The organism is Corallococcus sp. Z5C101001 (assembly GCF_007352635.1).
GTDB lineage: Bacteria > Myxococcota > Myxococcia > Myxococcales > Myxococcaceae > Corallococcus > Corallococcus silvisoli.
Genome location: NZ_VKLU01000003.1, coordinates 482,804 through 498,034, shown reverse-complemented (window position 1 = coordinate 498,034; position 15,231 = coordinate 482,804). Strand labels below are relative to the sequence as shown.

The following is a 15,231-nucleotide window of genomic DNA, read 5'->3' as shown; positions in this document are numbered from 1 at the left end:
GTCAGAGCTCCCTCGTGAACTGGGCCACCTGCCGCTGCTGGGTGCGGCGCACGACGTAGCGCACCGTCACCTGGAAGCGGGCCTCCTCGCTGAGCGTCTCCACGGCCTCCACCTGGAGGAGGTCGCCCAGCCACTGCTGGAGCGCGCCCTGCACCAGGAACTGGGTCGCGGTGGCCAGCTCCGCGCTGTTGGGGGCGAACACCAGCTGGCCCAGCCCGGTGCCGAAGGTGGGGCGGTTGATGCGCTCGCCCGGAGCCGTGAAGAGCACCTGCTCGATGAGGTGCCGCACGTGCGTGTCCAGGTCCGCGTCCGCGGTGCGACCGCGTCCATCCAGCCGATAGGGGAAGGCGATGTGCATGGCTCAGGTCCCCCTCACCCGGACCTGCGTCATCACGACCTGGGGCGGGCCCAGGGGCGCGGCGCCCATGGAAATCCCCACGCTGTTCTGCAGGATGACGGGCTGCCCGCCCGCGCGGACGCGCACCGCGGGGACCAGCCACTTCACCTGCACGCAGGGGCCTCCGCCCTGCGGCGGGAAGGGACAGCCGGACACCAGGTACTGGTCGGCCAGGGTGGCCACCGGCTGCCCGCCCACCTTCACCCGGGGATTGCCGGGCGTGGTCTGCACCTGTCCCGCGTGGGGACACATCACCGTGGCTCCGACGTGGAGGAGGAAGGCTCCCATGGCTAGATGACCTCCAGCGCGCCGTTGTTGACGTTGACGCCCGCGGGCCCGAGCTTGATGTTGGACGCGCCGAACGACAGCTCGATGCCGGTGGGGCTGAGCACCACCTTCGCGGTCCCCCCGTGGTCGATTTCGATGCCGGCGGCGCTGAACGTGGCCTTCAGCGGCATGGGCACCGCCGGGGGACTCACTTCGATGCTCAGCCCGCCCGCGCCGGGCAGGTCGTCGAGCTTCACGGTGATGGCCCCTGTCTTCCACACCTGGGTGGTGGGCAGGGCGGGCGAGGCCGGTGCCTCGCCCTCGCCCCAGAAGCAGCCGGCGACGATGGGGTAGTTGAGGTCCCCCCGCTCGAACTCCACCCAGACCTTCGCGCCCATCGCGGGCACGGCGAAGAAGCCCTTGCCGCTGCCGCCACACGGCATGCACGGCATGGCCCAGCCCAGCTGGCTGTCGCCCAGCACGGTGGGCACCTTCACCTGCACCCGCCCCATCATCAGGGGGTCGATGTTGTTGACGACCTCGCCCCGGTACTTCCCGAAGTACGCGCTCATGGAGGCACCACCGGTGTGAGCGCTCCAGCTCCCTCGCGGGTGAGGGTGAAGCGCTGCTTGTATTCGCCAGGACGGATGGAGTGCGTGACGTTGCGGACGTAGAAGAAGCCGTCGTGCTCGAAGCCCGCGCCGCGCACGCCCACCAGCCCGCGGGGGCGCAGCATGTCGCCGTAGCGCGTGGCATCCAGCTCGCCCGACCCGGTGAGCACCTGGTCCGTGGACGCATCCGTCTGACCCTGGGCCCGGCCCTGGGCCGCGATGTAGCCCGCGCCGTCCGGCACGTCCTCCAGCAGCGAGGTGCGCACGCGCGACTGGGTGAGCAGCGCGGGCTGGCTCGCCAGCGGTGGCACCCGCAGGCTCGCGAACGTCCGCACCGGGAGCGCGCGGCCCAGCGCCATCGCCTGGCCCTTCACGGTGGTGGGCGCCAGCGCGTTGTATTGGAAGTCGATGCTGTCGACGTTGGACTGCGCCCCCATGTTCACCGACAGCGCCCGCTGGGGAATGCCCACCCGGTTGGGAGGCCCCCAGTAGGCCGTGTTCATCATCGGCGCGGGGCCGGGGGTGACCTGGAAGACGTAGCCGTAGCGGTTCGCCATCTCCCGCACGTAGGCGTAGTCGGTGCCCCGGAACACGGGGGTGCGCTGGATGGGCAGCGGCACGTCCAGCGAGGGCGGCGGGATGATGACCGGCACCAGCCCGTACTGCGCGTAGCCCAGGACGAGCTGCGCGATGATGATGGGCTCCACCTGCGCGGGGTGCTCATGCACCTTCGCGTCCAGGTCCATGGCAGCGCTCACGTCCTCGCCCGTGACCGTGAGCGTGGAGCTGCCCGGCTGCTGCGAGGGGGCGAGCGTGCGGTGGGTGATGATGCCGTCGAAGAGCACCTGCGGCACCACGTTGAAGGTGACCACCAGCACCACGCGGTTCATGGGCTTGAGCAGCGGGTGGCTCGCGAGCCCGTAGTCCATCAGGTCGAGCGGCCCCGAGCGGCCCACGCCGAACGTCAGCTGGAAGCCCGAGCGCCCCTCGTCGTTGTGGGTGACCTCCACGCGCTGGAGGGCCTCCATGAACGAACCGGGCGCGGGGACCGCCACCGTGGGGCCCACCAGCAGCGTGAGATGGATTCCCAGCAGGCTCATCGGGCGCTCAGAATTCCGGCATCCCGATGCGCACCACGGAGCCCGGCTCCCGCATCAGGTCGAAGGGGTTGAGCGTGTCGTTGGCGTCGCAGACGCGCCAGAAGTGCTCGGGGTCGCCCAGCGTGCGGTGGGTGAGCAGGTCCAGGCGGTCGCTCTCGGTGACGGAGACCTCCGCCAGCACCCGCAGGGAGGTGTTCGCGGGGATGAAGCGGCGGCGCTTGTAGGCGGCCACGCGTCCGTCGGGGAGCGTGAGGGTGGCCGTCTCCAGGGGGGCGTAGCGGCTGGTGGGGTCGAGCATGGGGGCTCCAGGAGAAGTCAGGCGCTCAGCGCGGCAGTGCGGCGTTGGCCAGGCCGGCGATGCTGCCGACGACGGCCATGGCTTCCTTGACGACCTGATGCGTGAGGAAGAGGGCGTAGCCGGGGTGCATCAGGGGCAGGTCGTTGTACGAGAGCACCCGCAGGCCCAGGGCCACCTTGGCGCGGATGGGGTTGAGGCTCGGGTCGTAGGCCTCCTCGGTGATGGAGAACTCGCTGACCTTCACCGGCAGGACGCGCTTGGGTCCCCAGATGAAGAGGGTCAGCGGCGCGGTGGGGGGCACCACCTCCAGCGTGCCCACCTGCATCAGCGCCGTGTTGAGGATGACCTGGGCGGTCTTGGGGTAGACCAGCATCTCCAGCGCCGACAGCTGCGGGTAGATGCCCATGCTGCTGGCGAGCACGTCGCCGTTGGCGAGCTGATCCGTGGCGTCGATCTCCACGTCCACCCGGATGTTCTCCACCGGCGCGCCCTTGAGCCGCAGCGCCTCCGTGCGGTCGCCTCCGCCCTCGCCCGCCATCTGGGGCGTCAGCGTGCGCGTCATCGTGTCTGGGTTGTATTGGAACACCACCAGGCTCGCGACGGGGTTGAGCGGATCCAACCCGATGATGGCCCCGCGCTGCGTGCGGGGTGTGCGGGGGAAGGTGCTCATGCCGTCACCGCCCCTGGCCCAGGCCCGAGTAGACCGCTTGCGCGACCTGGACCCCCAGCGCCGCGGGCGGAGCGCCGGACGTCACGCGGAGGGCGCCCGCGTCCAGCCGGGGCACGTCACCGGACAGGCCCGAGGGCAGTCCTCGTTGGGAGAACAGCCGCGTCAGCTCCTGCCGCACGGCCTCGCCCACCTGCTCGCGATGCGCGGCCGGGACGCCGTGCAGCACCAGCTCGTCGATGTGCAGCGAGATGTTTCGTGGCGTCATGTCCACCCCGAGACCTCGGCTTCCGCCAAGGGCTTGTCGAGCTTGCTGAACTCCGAGCGCACCGCGCGTTGCAGGTGCGCCATCCGCACGGGCTCGCCCGCGTCGGCGGCGAGGAAGGCGGCGTTGAGGGCGATGGTGCGGATGTTGCCGCCGGTGACGCTCAGCCGCGCCAGCCGCGCCATGTCCAGGCCCTCCGTGGGCGTGGCGGCCGGGAACATGCGCCGCCAGATCTCCGTGCGCTGGGGGGCATCCGGGAACGGGAACTGGAGCACGAAGCGCAGCCGGCGCAGGAACGCGGTGTCCAGCGCGTCCTTCATGTTCGTCGTGAGGATGGCCAGCCCCCCGTAGGACTCCATCTGCTGGAGCAGGTAGCTCACCTCGATGTTGGCGTAGCGGTCGTGGCTGTCGCGCACCTCGGTGCGCTTGCCGAAGAGGGCGTCCGCTTCGTCGAACAGGAGGATGGCGCCTCCTTCCTGCGCGGCGTCGAACACGCGGCGGAGGTTCTTCTCCGTCTCGCCAATGTACTTGCTGACCACCTGGCTGAGGTCGATGCGGTAGAGGTCCAGCCCCAGCTCGAGCGCCAGCACCTCGGCCGCCATCGTCTTCCCGGTGCCGCTGGCGCCGGAGAACAGGGCGCTGATGCCCAGGCCCCGCATGCCCTTGGAGGCGAAGCCCCACGTCTCGTACACCCGCGCGCGCTGACGCACGCTCGCGGCGATCTCCCGGAGGATGGCCTTCTTCTCCGGAGGCATCACCAGGTCTTCCCACCCCGCGGTGGGCTCGATCCGCTGCGCCAGCTCTTCCAACTGGGGCCGGGACTGCACCCGGCAGGCGGCCCACAGCGCCGCGCCCAACGCGCCTTCGTCCGCGAAGGGGCCTTGCTCCCGCACGTCCGAACCCGCCGCGCGGATGGAGCGCATGGGCAGATCGAACTGCGTGGTGATGCGCTCCAGGGCGCCGTGCGCGGCGGTCACCTCGGGCCCGAGCGCCTGGGTCCAGAGCAGGCGCTGTTCGACGCGCGTGGGCCGCTTCACCTCGAGGTGGATCGCGGCCCGGCTTCGCGGTCGCAGGGACTCCCGGGACGAGACGATGACCACGCCCTGCACGCGCTCGGCGAAGGCGGTGGCCGCGCGCAGCGCGTCCGCTCCGGTGGCTTCGTCGCATTCCAGCAGCAGCCCGCTCCCCAGCAGCAGGGCCTCGCGCTCCCACCACCGCGCGAGCGCTGCCCGCTCCTCGGCTCCCGCGGGCAACTGGGTGGCGCGGGTGACGTGCAACTGGAGCCCCAGGCTCGCGCAGGCGGCGCTGGCGATGGCCTGCGCACCGTCCGGCTCCAGCCCGCAGAGCTGGACGAGGGGCATGGGCTCATCCACGTCCGGTGCTCGCTCCCACGGCTGTCGCAGGCGCTCGGCCAGCGCCTGATGGGAGACGGGCAGCTCCCGGGGCGGCGGCACCGGCGCCATGAACTCTTGCAGCCGCCGGTCCAGATAGGACAGGCCGACGAGGTGGTGGAGGACACGCTCGTCGATGCGAAGGGCGCAGGAGGTGAGGCCCTCTCCAGGGGCCAGGGACACCAGCTCCCAGCGGCGCAGGGGCGCCACCGGCGTCAGCGCGCTCCAGTGCGCTTCGGGGAGCGAAGCCAGGGCCATGCCGAACGTGGGCCACGGCTTGCGCGGGTCGCCGTTCACGGAGGCGAACAGGGCGCCGAAGCCCGTGCCCAGCTCCAGGCTGACGCAGCACAAGAGGATGTCGCGCTCGAACGGGGACAGGCGGAAGGCCTGACACAGGCTCTCCAGCGCGGGCGGCGCCGGGATTCCGACCTCGGCCTCCGCGAGCGCGGCGAGGGCCGTGTCCACGTCATCGGTGCCTTCGGGCAGCCCCACGCCCAGGAGGGACGCGTGCCGTGCGATGCGCGCGCGCACCACGCCGAGCGCGGCGGTGAGCTGGCGCTGGTTGGCTTCCTGCCAGGAGTCCGCGCGCGATGGGCTCATGTGACCGTCACCTGCTGGGACACGTCGAAGACCGGCGGGTTCTGACTCCAGTCGATGAGCAACGAGTCCACGCCGTCCACGCGCAGCCGGACGAAGTGGTCTCCGGGGGGCACGTCCAGGGCGGTGAAGGCGAGGGTGTCCACCGGCGTGGCGCGCGCGGGGGCTGGCAGCTCCCGGCCATTGAGCAGCAGGGCCACGCGCTGGTCCGGGCGGGCGCGAGGTTGGAACGCGGCGGTGAGCGTCACCTCACCCCCCGGTCCTCGCGCCACGGGGTTGGGGGTGAGCCCGAGGATGCGGGGGGCGAGCGTCAGCGGCAGCGCTGGGGTGGTGTGCTCGTTTCCGTCCAAGTCGGTGATGACGACGGACACCGCGTAGGTCCCCGCGGGCCAGGCGGCCGCGTCGTTGGGGATGTCCACGGTCAGCCGCGACGCCGACACCACCGTGGCGGGCCGGAGCACCGGGGTGCTCCAGAGCGGGTGGCTGAAGCGCACGCCCACCGTGTCCCCGGCGAGGTGGTGTCCGGTGAGGAGGAGGGTGTCTCCCAGTCGAGCGCTGGTCTGCTGCTGGGGCGGGGTGATGGCGTCGAGCACCGGAAAAGGAGGGACCACGTCAGGCTGGATGGACAGCACCGGGCGCAGCACCGGGAGCGGCGTGCGGCTGGGGCGAGTGCTCTCGATGAGGACGACGGAGACCTGGTAGACGACCGAGATCCGGTACTGCGTCTGGAACATCGTCCAGAGCTTGGAGACTTCCTCCAGGGTGGGCGTGTCCACGGTGATGCGCACGCGCTCCGCCTGTCGGTACAGGTCATTGCCTGGCACCGCGGCGCGCAGCTCATTGGCGCCGAGCAACGGATGGTCATGAAGGACGTTCATGGCCTTGCCGAGCAGCTTGTGGCTCTCCACGTCGTCGTCGGATGGCGAGTAGGGCGTGAGCAGGTACGTCAGCCGCAGGGCCAGGGGCGGGACACCCGACTCGCCGGACCTGGTCCTCGGTGGGAAGTCCATGTTGCGCAGCGAGGCCTGCTGCGCCACCTGGAAGAGGAAGAGATTGACCTGATGGTTGGTGGCGTCCCGGCCGCGTGCCTTGTCCGGTGGAAGCGTCGTCACCGACACGTCTGGCGTGTCCACCTGGAGGTGGTTGAAGAGGAGCGTGCGGAGCGCGGCCGTCACCGTCGCGATGGAGAGGGAGTTGCTCACCGTCCCCCTCCGTTGCGTCGCGCGAGGTAGTCATCGAGCGAGGGTGCCGGGGCCGCGCGCGCGGGCGCGCTCCGCGCGGGGGCCGCGGGCGCCATGGCTCGAACCTCGATTCGGCCGATGGTGATCTGAATGGTGGGGGCAGGCGGCGGCTCCGCGTCCGAGGCGCGCGTCACGGAGGGAGGTGGTTCGGTCCGCGTCACCTCGGCCGCCGAGGAGGAGGCTGGAGCCGGAGCCGCCTCGAGCGCCCTGCCCAGGGCCCTTGCCCTGCCGACCGCGGACAGGACGCGGGGCTCATCGGGGGCGCTGTCGTCGCTCGGGGGCGTCGCTCGCGAACCCGAGGGCGCGATGACAGGGAGGCTCGGGTTTCGTCCGGAGGGACCGGCGGTGTCCCGTGGGCGCGTGATGGATGCGCTCAGCTCGCGGGCCAGCTCCGCCAGGGGGATGTTCTGGTCTCCCGAGGACGAGCGGGAGCTGGACGTCGCGCTGTGCTGACTCGCCCCAGGCGCGACGCGGCCCGTTCGCTCCGTTGCGTTGGGCGGGAGCGCTTCGAGAAGGCGGCCGGCCTCGTGTGTCATGGGTCCCCAGGAGGTCGCTTCGCTCCGGTGGGATGGCTCGAGGCGGGCGGAGTGACCGGGCGTGCCCGGAATGCGCCCTGGATGCGTGTCAGTCGAATCGGGCCCGGTGCGGTGCTCGGCGCGTTCGTCGGGCGAAGGCAGACGGGTGGGCCGCGCGGGGTTGGTGCCGGTCGCGGGCCTCCCGGTGGGCCGCGCGGAGTTCGCGTCACGCGAAAGCAGGCCGGTGGGCTGCGCGGCATCCGCGTCACGCGAATGCACCCCGGCAGGCTGTGCGGGGTTCGCGTCATGCGAGAGCAGGCCGGTGGGCTGCGCGGAGTTCGCGTCACGCGAAAGCGGCTCGGGCTCGCGGAAGGCGGTGGGCGACAGTCGCTGGGGGAGCGTCTCGGAATGGAGGCCGGCCGCAATCCGTCCGGTGGGTTCCTTGGACCGGGCGCGGAGCGATCGCGGCCCACCCCCCTGCGTCGAGGGCTCGATGCTGGATGGGAGCACGCTGGAGCTCCGCTCGGACGCTGGGTGCGCGCTGTCTCCCGGAGCCAGCTCCCGCGACGTGTCTGACCGCGGGCGGAGCGCATCGTGGGTGCTCGCGAAGGGCGGGGCGTCAGCGCCCGACAACGCGGCCTGGGGTTGTGGTGAGGTCCTCCCAGGGACGCCCAGGGTGTCGGCCCGCGCCGAGGGCTCGACGAGCGCCCGGCCCACCGCGTTCCATGCCTCGCGCGATGCGCGCGCTGGCCCGGAGACGGTCCTCGTCGCGGGCTCTCGCGCCTCAATGCCCGCGTCGAGGCCCGGGCGCGGCGCCTCACGGTGATCCACGGGTCGCGACTCGGGGGCGAAGTAGGAGCCGGCGCGCGGACGGACACCCTCACCGGGGCGATGGTGCCGTGCCACCAGATGGCTCAAGTAGTCGCTCATGTCCCCGCCAGCTCCAGGTAGCGCTGCCGCTTCCACGGGCTCATCACGAGGATGTGCTCCTCGGACCATCCGTACAGGCTCGCCAGCGTGTGCACCTCCCGCAGGGTGCGCTGCGCCCACGTCTCCACTTCCCTCCAGAAGTACTCGGCGATGTCGAACGCGGCCGCCCACGCATGCGCACAGGCAGGACACTGCGTGGACAGCTCCACCCGTGCCTGCGGATCCGCGGCCTCCATCGCTTCCTCGATGGCCCGCACCACCGCCGCTGGCAGCTCCCCCGTCTCCACGTCCACACCCTCCCGGCGTGCCTCGACCACGCACCTCGCCAGCACCTGCCTCCGCCCACCCGCCTCGGGCCCCGCCGCCAACGCCGCGAGGTCCCGGCTGTCAGGCAGGCGGAAGCGCACCGCATGCCCCTCGCACTCAACGCCCAGCACCTCCGGGACAGGCGCACCGGGGGACACCCGGATGTCGCTCACCTGGAAGGCCAGCTCCACCTGCTCACCGCAGGCAGGACATGGCACCAACCCCACGACCTCGGCGCCGAAGGTCTGCTCCCGCACGGCGAGCAGCAGCGAGTCCCGAAGCCCCACCGGGAGCCGCGCCAGCTCTCCCGGGCTTCGCTCCGGCCACGCGGCGCACAGCAGCGCGAGCGCGCGCCCGGGCCCGGAGTGCGGGTGGCCCGCCTCCCACGCACCCAGCAGCTCCGGAGCGGTCAGCGAGCGCATGGACCCTCAGCGCATCAGGGGTTGGGCTCGTTGTAGCTGGGCTCGGTGGGCTCGGTGATGTCGTAGTCGCGCTCCCAACCCTCGTTCTCCAGCTTGAGGGTCTGGATGGCCACGGCGTTGGCGTTCGCGTCCAGGTCCGGCATGGCCTGGTACTCGGACACCCAGCACCGGAAGAGCTTGTAGGAGATCGCCAGCTGACCGGCCTCGTTGTAGACCTCGAGGATGATGTCCTTGCGGAAGTCCTTGAGGGACACCTCGGAGCCCAGGCCGGAGCCGTAGTTCCACACCTTGTTGGCCCACCGCTCGAACTCGGTGTCGTGGGTGACGCCGCGCTCCAGGGTGAGGGCCTCGTACTCGCTGCGGCCCGGCGACTTGCGGCTGCTGCTGGGGTCGCCGCCCTCGCGGTGCTTGACGACCTCGGTGGTGCGCTTGAGCGCGCCCACCTTGCTGATGCCCGCGACATAGCGGCCGTCCCACTTCACGCGGAACTTGAAGTTCTTGTACGGGTCGAAACGCTGCGCGTTGACGCTGAACTGAGCCATGGGAACGCTTCTCCTTTACGCCGCGACCTGTCCGGCCATCTGCTGGAGCTTGAGCACCACGAACTCGGCCGGCTTGAGCGGCGCGAAGCCCACGACGATGTTGACCACGCCCAGGTTGATGTCGTTCTGCGTGGTGGTTTCCTTGTCGCACTTGACGAAGTACGCATCGCGCGGCGTCTGGCCCTGGAAGGCGCCCTGCCGGAAGAGGTTCTGCATGAAGGCGCCGACGTTGAGGCGGATCTGCGCCCAGAGCGGCTCGTCGTTAGGCTCGAAGACCACCCACTGGACGCCCCGGTACAGGCTCTCCTCGATGTAGAGCGCCAGCCGGCGCACCGGCAGGTACTTCCACTCGTCGGCGAGCAGGTCATTGCCTCGCGTGGTGCGCGCGCCCCACACGACGCGGCCCGCGGCCGGCAGCGAGCGCAGGCAGTTGATGCCCAGCGGGTTGAGCTGGCCATTCTCCGGGTCGGTGAGCGGCACGCTCAGCTTGGGCACCCCGGTGAGCAGCGAGTCCAGGCCCGCGGGCGCCTTCCAGACGCCGCGCTGCGTGTCCGTGCGCGCGATGACCCCCGCCACCGCGCCGCAGGGGGCGAAGACCTCCAGCTGGTTCTCCCGCAGGGGATTGGACTGCACCAGCCGGGGGAAGTAGAGCGCGGCGTTCTTGCTGCGCAGGCTGCTGGCGGCGAAGCCGCTGACCGCGTGGGCCACGCTGTCCCAGCCCACCGGAGGATCCGCGACGAAGATGGCGCGCCGCTCCTCGCAGTAGGCCGCCGCGTCGGTCGCCAGGTCCGCCTCGATGTCGCCGTCGAGCGCGTGGGGCGGCAGGCACAGCAGGTTGAAGACATCCACCTTCTCCAGCGCGTACAGGCCCTGCTTGTTGGTGCGCAGGTTCGCGCCGGTGGTGAACTGGGCGCGCGTCAGCGCGTTGCCGTCGGTGCCCTCCTGGGCGGCCGTGGGCGCGGTGGGCACCGGCCGGCCCTGGGGGTCGAGCGCGGAGGCCGCGGGGCGCGCGGGCGTGGCGGGCAGCGTCTTCACCCGGATCAGGGCGGAGCCCTGCGCGAGCACGGTGGGGTAGTAGCGGGGACTGGCCGCGTCGATGGAGAGGTTGATGAACTTCTCCGTCGCGCGCGTCCCGTTGTCGGTGACGGTCAGGTTGAAGAGCAGGTCGTCGATGCTCGCGGTGCCTGTCTTCCGGGTGTTGTAATCCACCACCACGCGAAGATTGTTACCCCAGGCGCCAGGATTGCCTGCGGCCAGGGTCAGGTCTCCACCGGTCGTGGACAGGGTCAACTCCGTGGTGTGACCCCCATTGTCCAGACGGACGATGATGGCCTGCCCGCCTCCGTTGAGGAAGAAGTCGCGGACGGCGTAGCTCATGGAGCTGGCCAACCACAGGCTTCCGAAGGTGCGCTCATAGTCGCCGTAGCCGTTGCAGACCACGGGCTCATTCACCGGTCCGCGCTGCGCGCGCCCGACGAAGGCAGTCACCGACGTGGGCACCCCGGTGATGGTGCGGACTCCACTGGGAATCTCTTCGACATAGACGCCCGGATAACTGAGAGCTGCCGGCATGGGATGACTCCTCCGTCCGCGAGTTCGCCAGCTCCGCCCCCGGTCCCGCGAGGCAAGAGCCCTTCCAGCGCACGTCGCGCGCCCGTATTCACGGGGCACCCCGTACGCCTTCGTCACATCCGTCTGTGTGGGGAGGGTGGCAACAAATGCCGATACAGTGAGTCCTGGCGCGTGAAACGAGCTTCCCCCCCAGACATCTCCAGGAGCCTTCAAAGGCAGGCTCCCAAGAACACCGTGAAGACAGTCTGCCAGAAACCCAACGGAAAGTCATTCCCTGGGTCCGATATTGTTCACGCTGGGTGACGTGAGATGCCATGGGTTGGTGGGAGCAACCCAATCCCAGACATCGGGATTGAAATCCACCAGGCGGCTTGACAGCAGGCCGTGGGCTTCATGCACTGGGGCGATGGCCGCCCCGCGTGAGGTCCCCATCATCCTCGGTCTCTTCGTCACCCTGGCGGCGCTGATGGCGCATGTCGTCGCCGACAGGCTCGACAGGACCTCCGCGCGCCCCGAGGGGCCGCGTGCGGCGCGGCTCGAGCCGGGTGCGCGTGCCCCAACGCCCGTGGACCTGCTCGCCATGGTGGGCGTCGGGGTGCTGGGGGTGGGGGGCGTCACGGTGCAGGCCTTGGGGCGCAGGGCGCGGCTGCTGGACGCCCTGGGTGCGGGGGCTTCCTCGCCACGGAGGTTGCCCGCTCCCGAGCGGAGGATGCTCGCGCGCCGGACGGGGCTCGTCCTCGGGGAGTGGGTGTGTTTCGCGGCGCTCTCCTTCGGGTTCATGCTGCGCCGGCCGCCCGGGGAGTGGCTGCTCTTCCTCGTGCCGTGTGTGCTCCTGGTGCTGCCGGCGAGGGTGTATGTGCGGTATCGGGATGGAGAGGCGATGTGGGCGCCGTGGCTCCTGGCGTTCGCGGTGCTCGCGCTGGGGGCGACGCGCGCGCCGAAGTCCACCTGGGGACTGCTGCTCATCGTGGGGGTCTGTCAGGTCTGCGTGCTTCGCCAGGAGCACGCGGAGCGCGTGAGACGCCGGGCGGAGGCCCTGGGCGATTCCGGTGGCGATCCGTCACGCTGACACCGTGGTGCGGGAGGTGTCAGGCCCCGCGGATGATGGCCCTGGCGGTGCCGGCGGCCATGCCCTGCGCGATCATTGAGGCGATGACCGCCTGCCTGAACTCGTCGCTGCTGATGGTCCAGCCCGGAATCATCTCCGGGAGCGACGCGCTCACCATGCTCGCGGGGCCCACGAGCACGCTGCCCCACCGCGCGATGATGCTCCGGGCGGCGGCGTCGCTCTCCGGGGTGCGGGGCACCGTCCGGGCCGAAGCCTCGGGCCTGCTGCGTGAAGGGGGCGTGGGGGCGGCGGCCGTTTCCGGCGTGGCGGCGTTGACCGTCAGCCGCATCAAGGTGGAGCTGATGATGCCCGCCCCACCGCCCATTCCCAACACGGCGCCTTGGATGGCGGTGCCTCCGATGATGCGCGCCATTCCGCCTTCCACGAACCGCAAGGCTCCGCTCCCCGCCATCTGATCGAGGATGGTGATGGGCAGGAGGCGGGCGGAGGCCCCGCCCGCGGGGAGGAGGCGTCCCAGCGTCGCTGCGGACAGCCCCGAGGCTTCGAGCACCGCACCCTGCACGATGCCGCAGCTGGTGGGATTGCCTCCAAGAAAGCGCAGCACCGCGGGCCAGCTGCGCTGCGCTGTCGCGACGGCTTGCTCGATGCTGACAGTGGCTTCCGCGGCCTCCAGCACCACGTAGGCGTTGACCCGGCGCGCCATGCCGTCCGCCATCTGGGATGACAGGGCCCTGGGGGCCTCCTCGAACAGGACCTTCAGCGGGCCGCCGTGGATGCGCAACACCTGGCCCGCGGCGTTGCGGGCATAGATGGCGGCGTGGTTCAAACCGCCCTCGGTGACGACGACCATGGCGCCGCGTTGCAGCGCCCGAAGCATCTCGGCCGACGCGGCGGCCTGGTTGGCGAAGAGCGCGCCTCCTTCGCGGGCGAAGGCCTCGGTGGTCTCGCGAGCCATGGCCTCCGAGACGATTTCGCCGCCTTCCCGGATGGCCAGCGTGCCCGCCGCGCGGCGAGCCACCGCGGTGCGGACGAGGGCGGCGGGAGCACGCAGGAGGGCCCGGCCCGCCACGCCCGCGGAGCCGAGCGTGGCGAAGTCGAGCATCAGGAAGCCGGTGCCAAGCACCCGCTGGAAGTACGACTCCGCCTCGCGAATCTGTTGGACCGAGCCGTAGATGGGCACGAGCGTCCAGAGGCTTCGCGAGGCATCCTCCTCGCCGGCGGCGTGCCGTCGCTGGTTCTCCTCGGGGCTGTCCGAGAGGGCCCAGGTGACGACCCCCGCGACCAGTCCGATGCCGGCCAGGATGAGCCAGGGCGCGATCCGGTGCAGGTCGTCCCCCGCGCCCTCGGTGATTTCGAAGGGCCGGGACGCGAGCGCCGCGCGGGCCGCGTGCTCGGCCTCGCGCTCGGAAGGCCACGAGGGGTCGCTGATCCGCCCGGCGCCACCGCCGCGCCGCGCCTGGAGCGCATGGGCGAGCTCGTGACCGAGGACGTGCCTGCCCGGCCCGCTCGTTACATCGAGGCCCCCTCCGAGGACGATGTGGTCGCCCAGCGTGAAGGCCGCCGCGCCGACGGCCGCCGCGGCCCGCCGCGCGGTGGGCCCCGTGTGCAGGCGGACGGGTGACAAGTCATAGCCAAAGGACTGCTCGAAGGGGGCCCGGACCTGGGCGGGGATGGGGGCGCCTCCCTGAATCCGCGAGAGCGAAAGCGACGCACCCTGCGGTGTCATGGGGCGCGCGACGGCAGGGTGGGGCGCGAGCGCGGCCCGGAGCAGGTTCGTGCCGAAGGCGCCCACCGTCGCCGCCACGGAGGCCGGAATGACGGCTCCCGCGGGCAGGGGCCGGGCGACGGTGGGCGTGCTGAGGGCTCGCATGTTGCCCAGCGGCCTCGTCGTCGAGCCTCCTGGCATGGGGCGCAGCGTCCCGGTCGGCATGCGGCTCCGCGCGTCGTGGACGCGCGGAGCCGGAGGCAGGAGGGGGAGGCGGGCGAAGTCGAAGCGGGCCGCGGAAGAGGCGGGCTGGGGTGTGCCTGCGTCCGCCGGCGCTCCCGGAGAGGCCGCGGACGGGGTGCGCGGCCGGGCGGCGCTCCAGTCCACGACGGCCAGCTCAGGGGGAGCCATCAGTGGGCTCGGTTGGGGCACGAGCACGGGAGGACGCGACGCGGATTTCGGAGCCGGAGCGGAGACCGCGGACGCACGTGCTGCCCGGTTGAACATCGCCATCGGAGAGCCCCCCTTGAGCCAGCGCTACCGGATAGCGTACCCAACGCGAGACTTTCTTTCGAATCGTCCGGGCGCGGGGACGTGGCGTCAGTCGAGCGGTTCTCGTGGGACGACCCGGCCGGAGGTCCGCTGGGCCAGGTCCGACATCACCGCGTGGAGATGGCGGAGGTTGCGCAGCGCGTGGGAGCCGTTGGGTTCGCCGCCAAAGCGTACGGGTCGGAAGAAGTCCAGCCGCGAGCAGACTCGCAGCGTGATGGCCCGTGCGTGCTCGCTCAGCTCTCCTGTCACATCCAGGAACAGCGGCGTCTCCTCCCTGCCCGGCTCGGACTGCGTCTGCCAGCGCGTATAGCCGTCATCCGAGGGCGCGGGGGCGGGGCGCAAGGGCAGGGGGCCCATCTCCAGCAGTTCGGGGAGGTCGAAGCGGATGACCTCGACCCGGTCCACCCCGGGAGGAAGAAAGAGGAAGGCCTCCACGGAAAGGGGCCACCCGTCGGGCAACACTTCCTCCATGCCGCTCGCGAGCGCTTGGTGATAGCGGCGCTCCAGCCCCGTGAGGGAGCGCTCGCGGAGCTGGCCTCCGAGCGCGATGGGCCACTGTTCGGAGCGCAGGTCCTCCAGTCGCGCCTGGGCAGGAGCGAGGACGACCTTCTGCGTCCCGGACACCGTGCCGAGCACGGGCTCCAACTGGCCCAACACCTCGAGCACTTCGAGGAGCTTGCGCCACAGCGCGTCCTGGCCCGCAAGTCCTTCCCACAGGACCGAGAGCAGCTCGCAGTCCTCGTCGGAGGACTGATACGTCTCGATGAAACCTGTACCCATTCGC

Annotated in this window: 15 protein-coding genes; 1 reads left to right on the top strand and 14 read right to left on the bottom strand. The window is 71.2% G+C overall.

Going from position 1 to position 15,231, the window contains the following annotated elements:
• Position 1: 1 nt before the first annotated feature.
• The 12 genes from FOF48_RS08060 to FOF48_RS08005 all read right to left on the bottom strand — a co-directional run bounded on the left by FOF48_RS08060 (position 2) and on the right by FOF48_RS08005 (position 11,121).
• Positions 2 to 358: a GPW/gp25 family protein gene (locus FOF48_RS08060; RefSeq protein ID WP_143899585.1), complete on the bottom strand. Its 357-nt coding sequence runs from the start codon at positions 356 to 358 to the stop codon at positions 2 to 4.
• Between the two features lie 3 nt (positions 359 to 361).
• Positions 362 to 685 (bottom strand): hypothetical protein, encoded by a 324-nt coding sequence (locus FOF48_RS08055; protein ID WP_143899583.1) that lies wholly within the window; start codon positions 683 to 685, stop codon positions 362 to 364.
• A 2-nt stretch (positions 686 to 687) separates the two neighbouring features.
• A complete protein-coding gene (locus FOF48_RS08050; RefSeq protein ID WP_143899581.1) occupies positions 688 to 1,236 on the bottom strand; it encodes a phage baseplate assembly protein V in 549 nt (182 codons plus the stop codon).
• Positions 1,233 to 2,375, bottom strand: coding sequence for a hypothetical protein (locus tag FOF48_RS08045; protein ID WP_143899580.1), 1,143 nt, complete (start codon positions 2,373 to 2,375; stop codon positions 1,233 to 1,235). Before FOF48_RS08045 ends, FOF48_RS08050 begins: the two co-directional genes overlap by 4 nt.
• 7 nt (positions 2,376 to 2,382) lie before the next feature.
• On the bottom strand, positions 2,383 to 2,673 hold the full coding sequence (locus FOF48_RS08040) for a hypothetical protein (RefSeq protein WP_143899579.1): 291 nt from the start codon (positions 2,671 to 2,673) through the stop codon (positions 2,383 to 2,385).
• A 25-nt stretch (positions 2,674 to 2,698) separates the two neighbouring features.
• Complete coding sequence (locus tag FOF48_RS08035; RefSeq protein WP_143899578.1) at positions 2,699 to 3,343, bottom strand: hypothetical protein; 645 nt, start codon at positions 3,341 to 3,343, stop codon at positions 2,699 to 2,701.
• Positions 3,344 to 3,347: 4 nt separating this feature from the next.
• Positions 3,348 to 3,608, bottom strand: a complete 261-nt coding sequence (locus FOF48_RS08030; RefSeq protein ID WP_143899577.1) for a hypothetical protein — start codon at positions 3,606 to 3,608, stop codon at positions 3,348 to 3,350.
• Complete coding sequence (locus tag FOF48_RS08025; protein WP_143899576.1) at positions 3,605 to 5,596, bottom strand: ATP-binding protein; 1,992 nt, start codon at positions 5,594 to 5,596, stop codon at positions 3,605 to 3,607. The genes FOF48_RS08030 and FOF48_RS08025 overlap by 4 nt, the downstream gene beginning before the upstream one ends.
• The gene (locus FOF48_RS08020) at positions 5,593 to 6,795 is read right to left on the bottom strand and encodes a Pvc16 family protein (protein ID WP_143899575.1); all 1,203 of its coding nucleotides are present in this window, start codon (positions 6,793 to 6,795) and stop codon (positions 5,593 to 5,595) included. The genes FOF48_RS08025 and FOF48_RS08020 overlap by 4 nt, the downstream gene beginning before the upstream one ends.
• Positions 6,796 to 8,275: 1,480 nt before the next feature.
• Positions 8,276 to 9,007, bottom strand: a complete 732-nt coding sequence (locus FOF48_RS08015; protein WP_143899574.1) for a phage baseplate protein — start codon at positions 9,005 to 9,007, stop codon at positions 8,276 to 8,278.
• A gap of 14 nt (positions 9,008 to 9,021) precedes the next feature.
• Entirely contained in the window at positions 9,022 to 9,549 is a 528-nt protein-coding gene (locus FOF48_RS08010) for a phage tail protein (protein WP_143899573.1), read from the bottom strand.
• A gap of 15 nt (positions 9,550 to 9,564) precedes the next feature.
• Positions 9,565 to 11,121 carry a phage tail sheath subtilisin-like domain-containing protein gene (locus FOF48_RS08005; protein ID WP_143899572.1) on the bottom strand — a complete coding sequence of 519 codons (1,557 nt, stop codon included), beginning with the start codon at positions 11,119 to 11,121 and terminating at the stop codon, positions 9,565 to 9,567.
• A 406-nt stretch (positions 11,122 to 11,527) separates the two neighbouring features.
• Here FOF48_RS08005 and FOF48_RS08000 point away from each other — a divergent pair, with 406 nt between their 5' ends.
• The gene (locus FOF48_RS08000; protein WP_143899571.1) at positions 11,528 to 12,190 is read left to right on the top strand and encodes a hypothetical protein; all 663 of its coding nucleotides are present in this window, start codon (positions 11,528 to 11,530) and stop codon (positions 12,188 to 12,190) included.
• 19 nt (positions 12,191 to 12,209) lie between these two features.
• On the opposite strand, the gene FOF48_RS07995 is transcribed toward FOF48_RS08000, so the two are convergent.
• Positions 12,210 to 14,306 carry a DUF4157 domain-containing protein gene (locus FOF48_RS07995; protein WP_186001829.1) on the bottom strand — a complete coding sequence of 699 codons (2,097 nt, stop codon included), beginning with the start codon at positions 14,304 to 14,306 and terminating at the stop codon, positions 12,210 to 12,212.
• 189 nt (positions 14,307 to 14,495) lie between these two features.
• On the bottom strand, positions 14,496 to 15,227 hold the full coding sequence (locus FOF48_RS07990) for a hypothetical protein (protein ID WP_143899569.1): 732 nt from the start codon (positions 15,225 to 15,227) through the stop codon (positions 14,496 to 14,498).
• Positions 15,228 to 15,231 lie beyond the last annotated feature (4 nt).

Coding starts and splice junctions, on each gene's coding strand:
- FOF48_RS08060 (WP_143899585.1), bottom strand. CDS start 358: ATGCACATCGCCTTCCCCTATCGGCTGGATGGACGCGGTCGCACCGCG.
- FOF48_RS08055 (WP_143899583.1), bottom strand. CDS start 685: ATGGGAGCCTTCCTCCTCCACGTCGGAGCCACGGTGATGTGTCCCCAC.
- FOF48_RS08050 (WP_143899581.1), bottom strand. CDS start 1,236: ATGAGCGCGTACTTCGGGAAGTACCGGGGCGAGGTCGTCAACAACATC.
- FOF48_RS08045 (WP_143899580.1), bottom strand. CDS start 2,375: ATGAGCCTGCTGGGAATCCATCTCACGCTGCTGGTGGGCCCCACGGTG.
- FOF48_RS08040 (WP_143899579.1), bottom strand. CDS start 2,673: ATGCTCGACCCCACCAGCCGCTACGCCCCCCTGGAGACGGCCACCCTC.
- FOF48_RS08035 (WP_143899578.1), bottom strand. CDS start 3,343: ATGAGCACCTTCCCCCGCACACCCCGCACGCAGCGCGGGGCCATCATC.
- FOF48_RS08030 (WP_143899577.1), bottom strand. CDS start 3,608: ATGACGCCACGAAACATCTCGCTGCACATCGACGAGCTGGTGCTGCAC.
- FOF48_RS08025 (WP_143899576.1), bottom strand. CDS start 5,596: ATGAGCCCATCGCGCGCGGACTCCTGGCAGGAAGCCAACCAGCGCCAG.
- FOF48_RS08015 (WP_143899574.1), bottom strand. CDS start 9,007: ATGCGCTCGCTGACCGCTCCGGAGCTGCTGGGTGCGTGGGAGGCGGGC.
- FOF48_RS08010 (WP_143899573.1), bottom strand. CDS start 9,549: ATGGCTCAGTTCAGCGTCAACGCGCAGCGTTTCGACCCGTACAAGAAC.
- FOF48_RS08005 (WP_143899572.1), bottom strand. CDS start 11,121: ATGCCGGCAGCTCTCAGTTATCCGGGCGTCTATGTCGAAGAGATTCCC.
- FOF48_RS08000 (WP_143899571.1), top strand. CDS start 11,528: ATGGCCGCCCCGCGTGAGGTCCCCATCATCCTCGGTCTCTTCGTCACC.
- FOF48_RS07995 (WP_186001829.1), bottom strand. CDS start 14,306: ATGGCTCCCCCTGAGCTGGCCGTCGTGGACTGGAGCGCCGCCCGGCCG.
- FOF48_RS07990 (WP_143899569.1), bottom strand. CDS start 15,227: ATGGGTACAGGTTTCATCGAGACGTATCAGTCCTCCGACGAGGACTGC.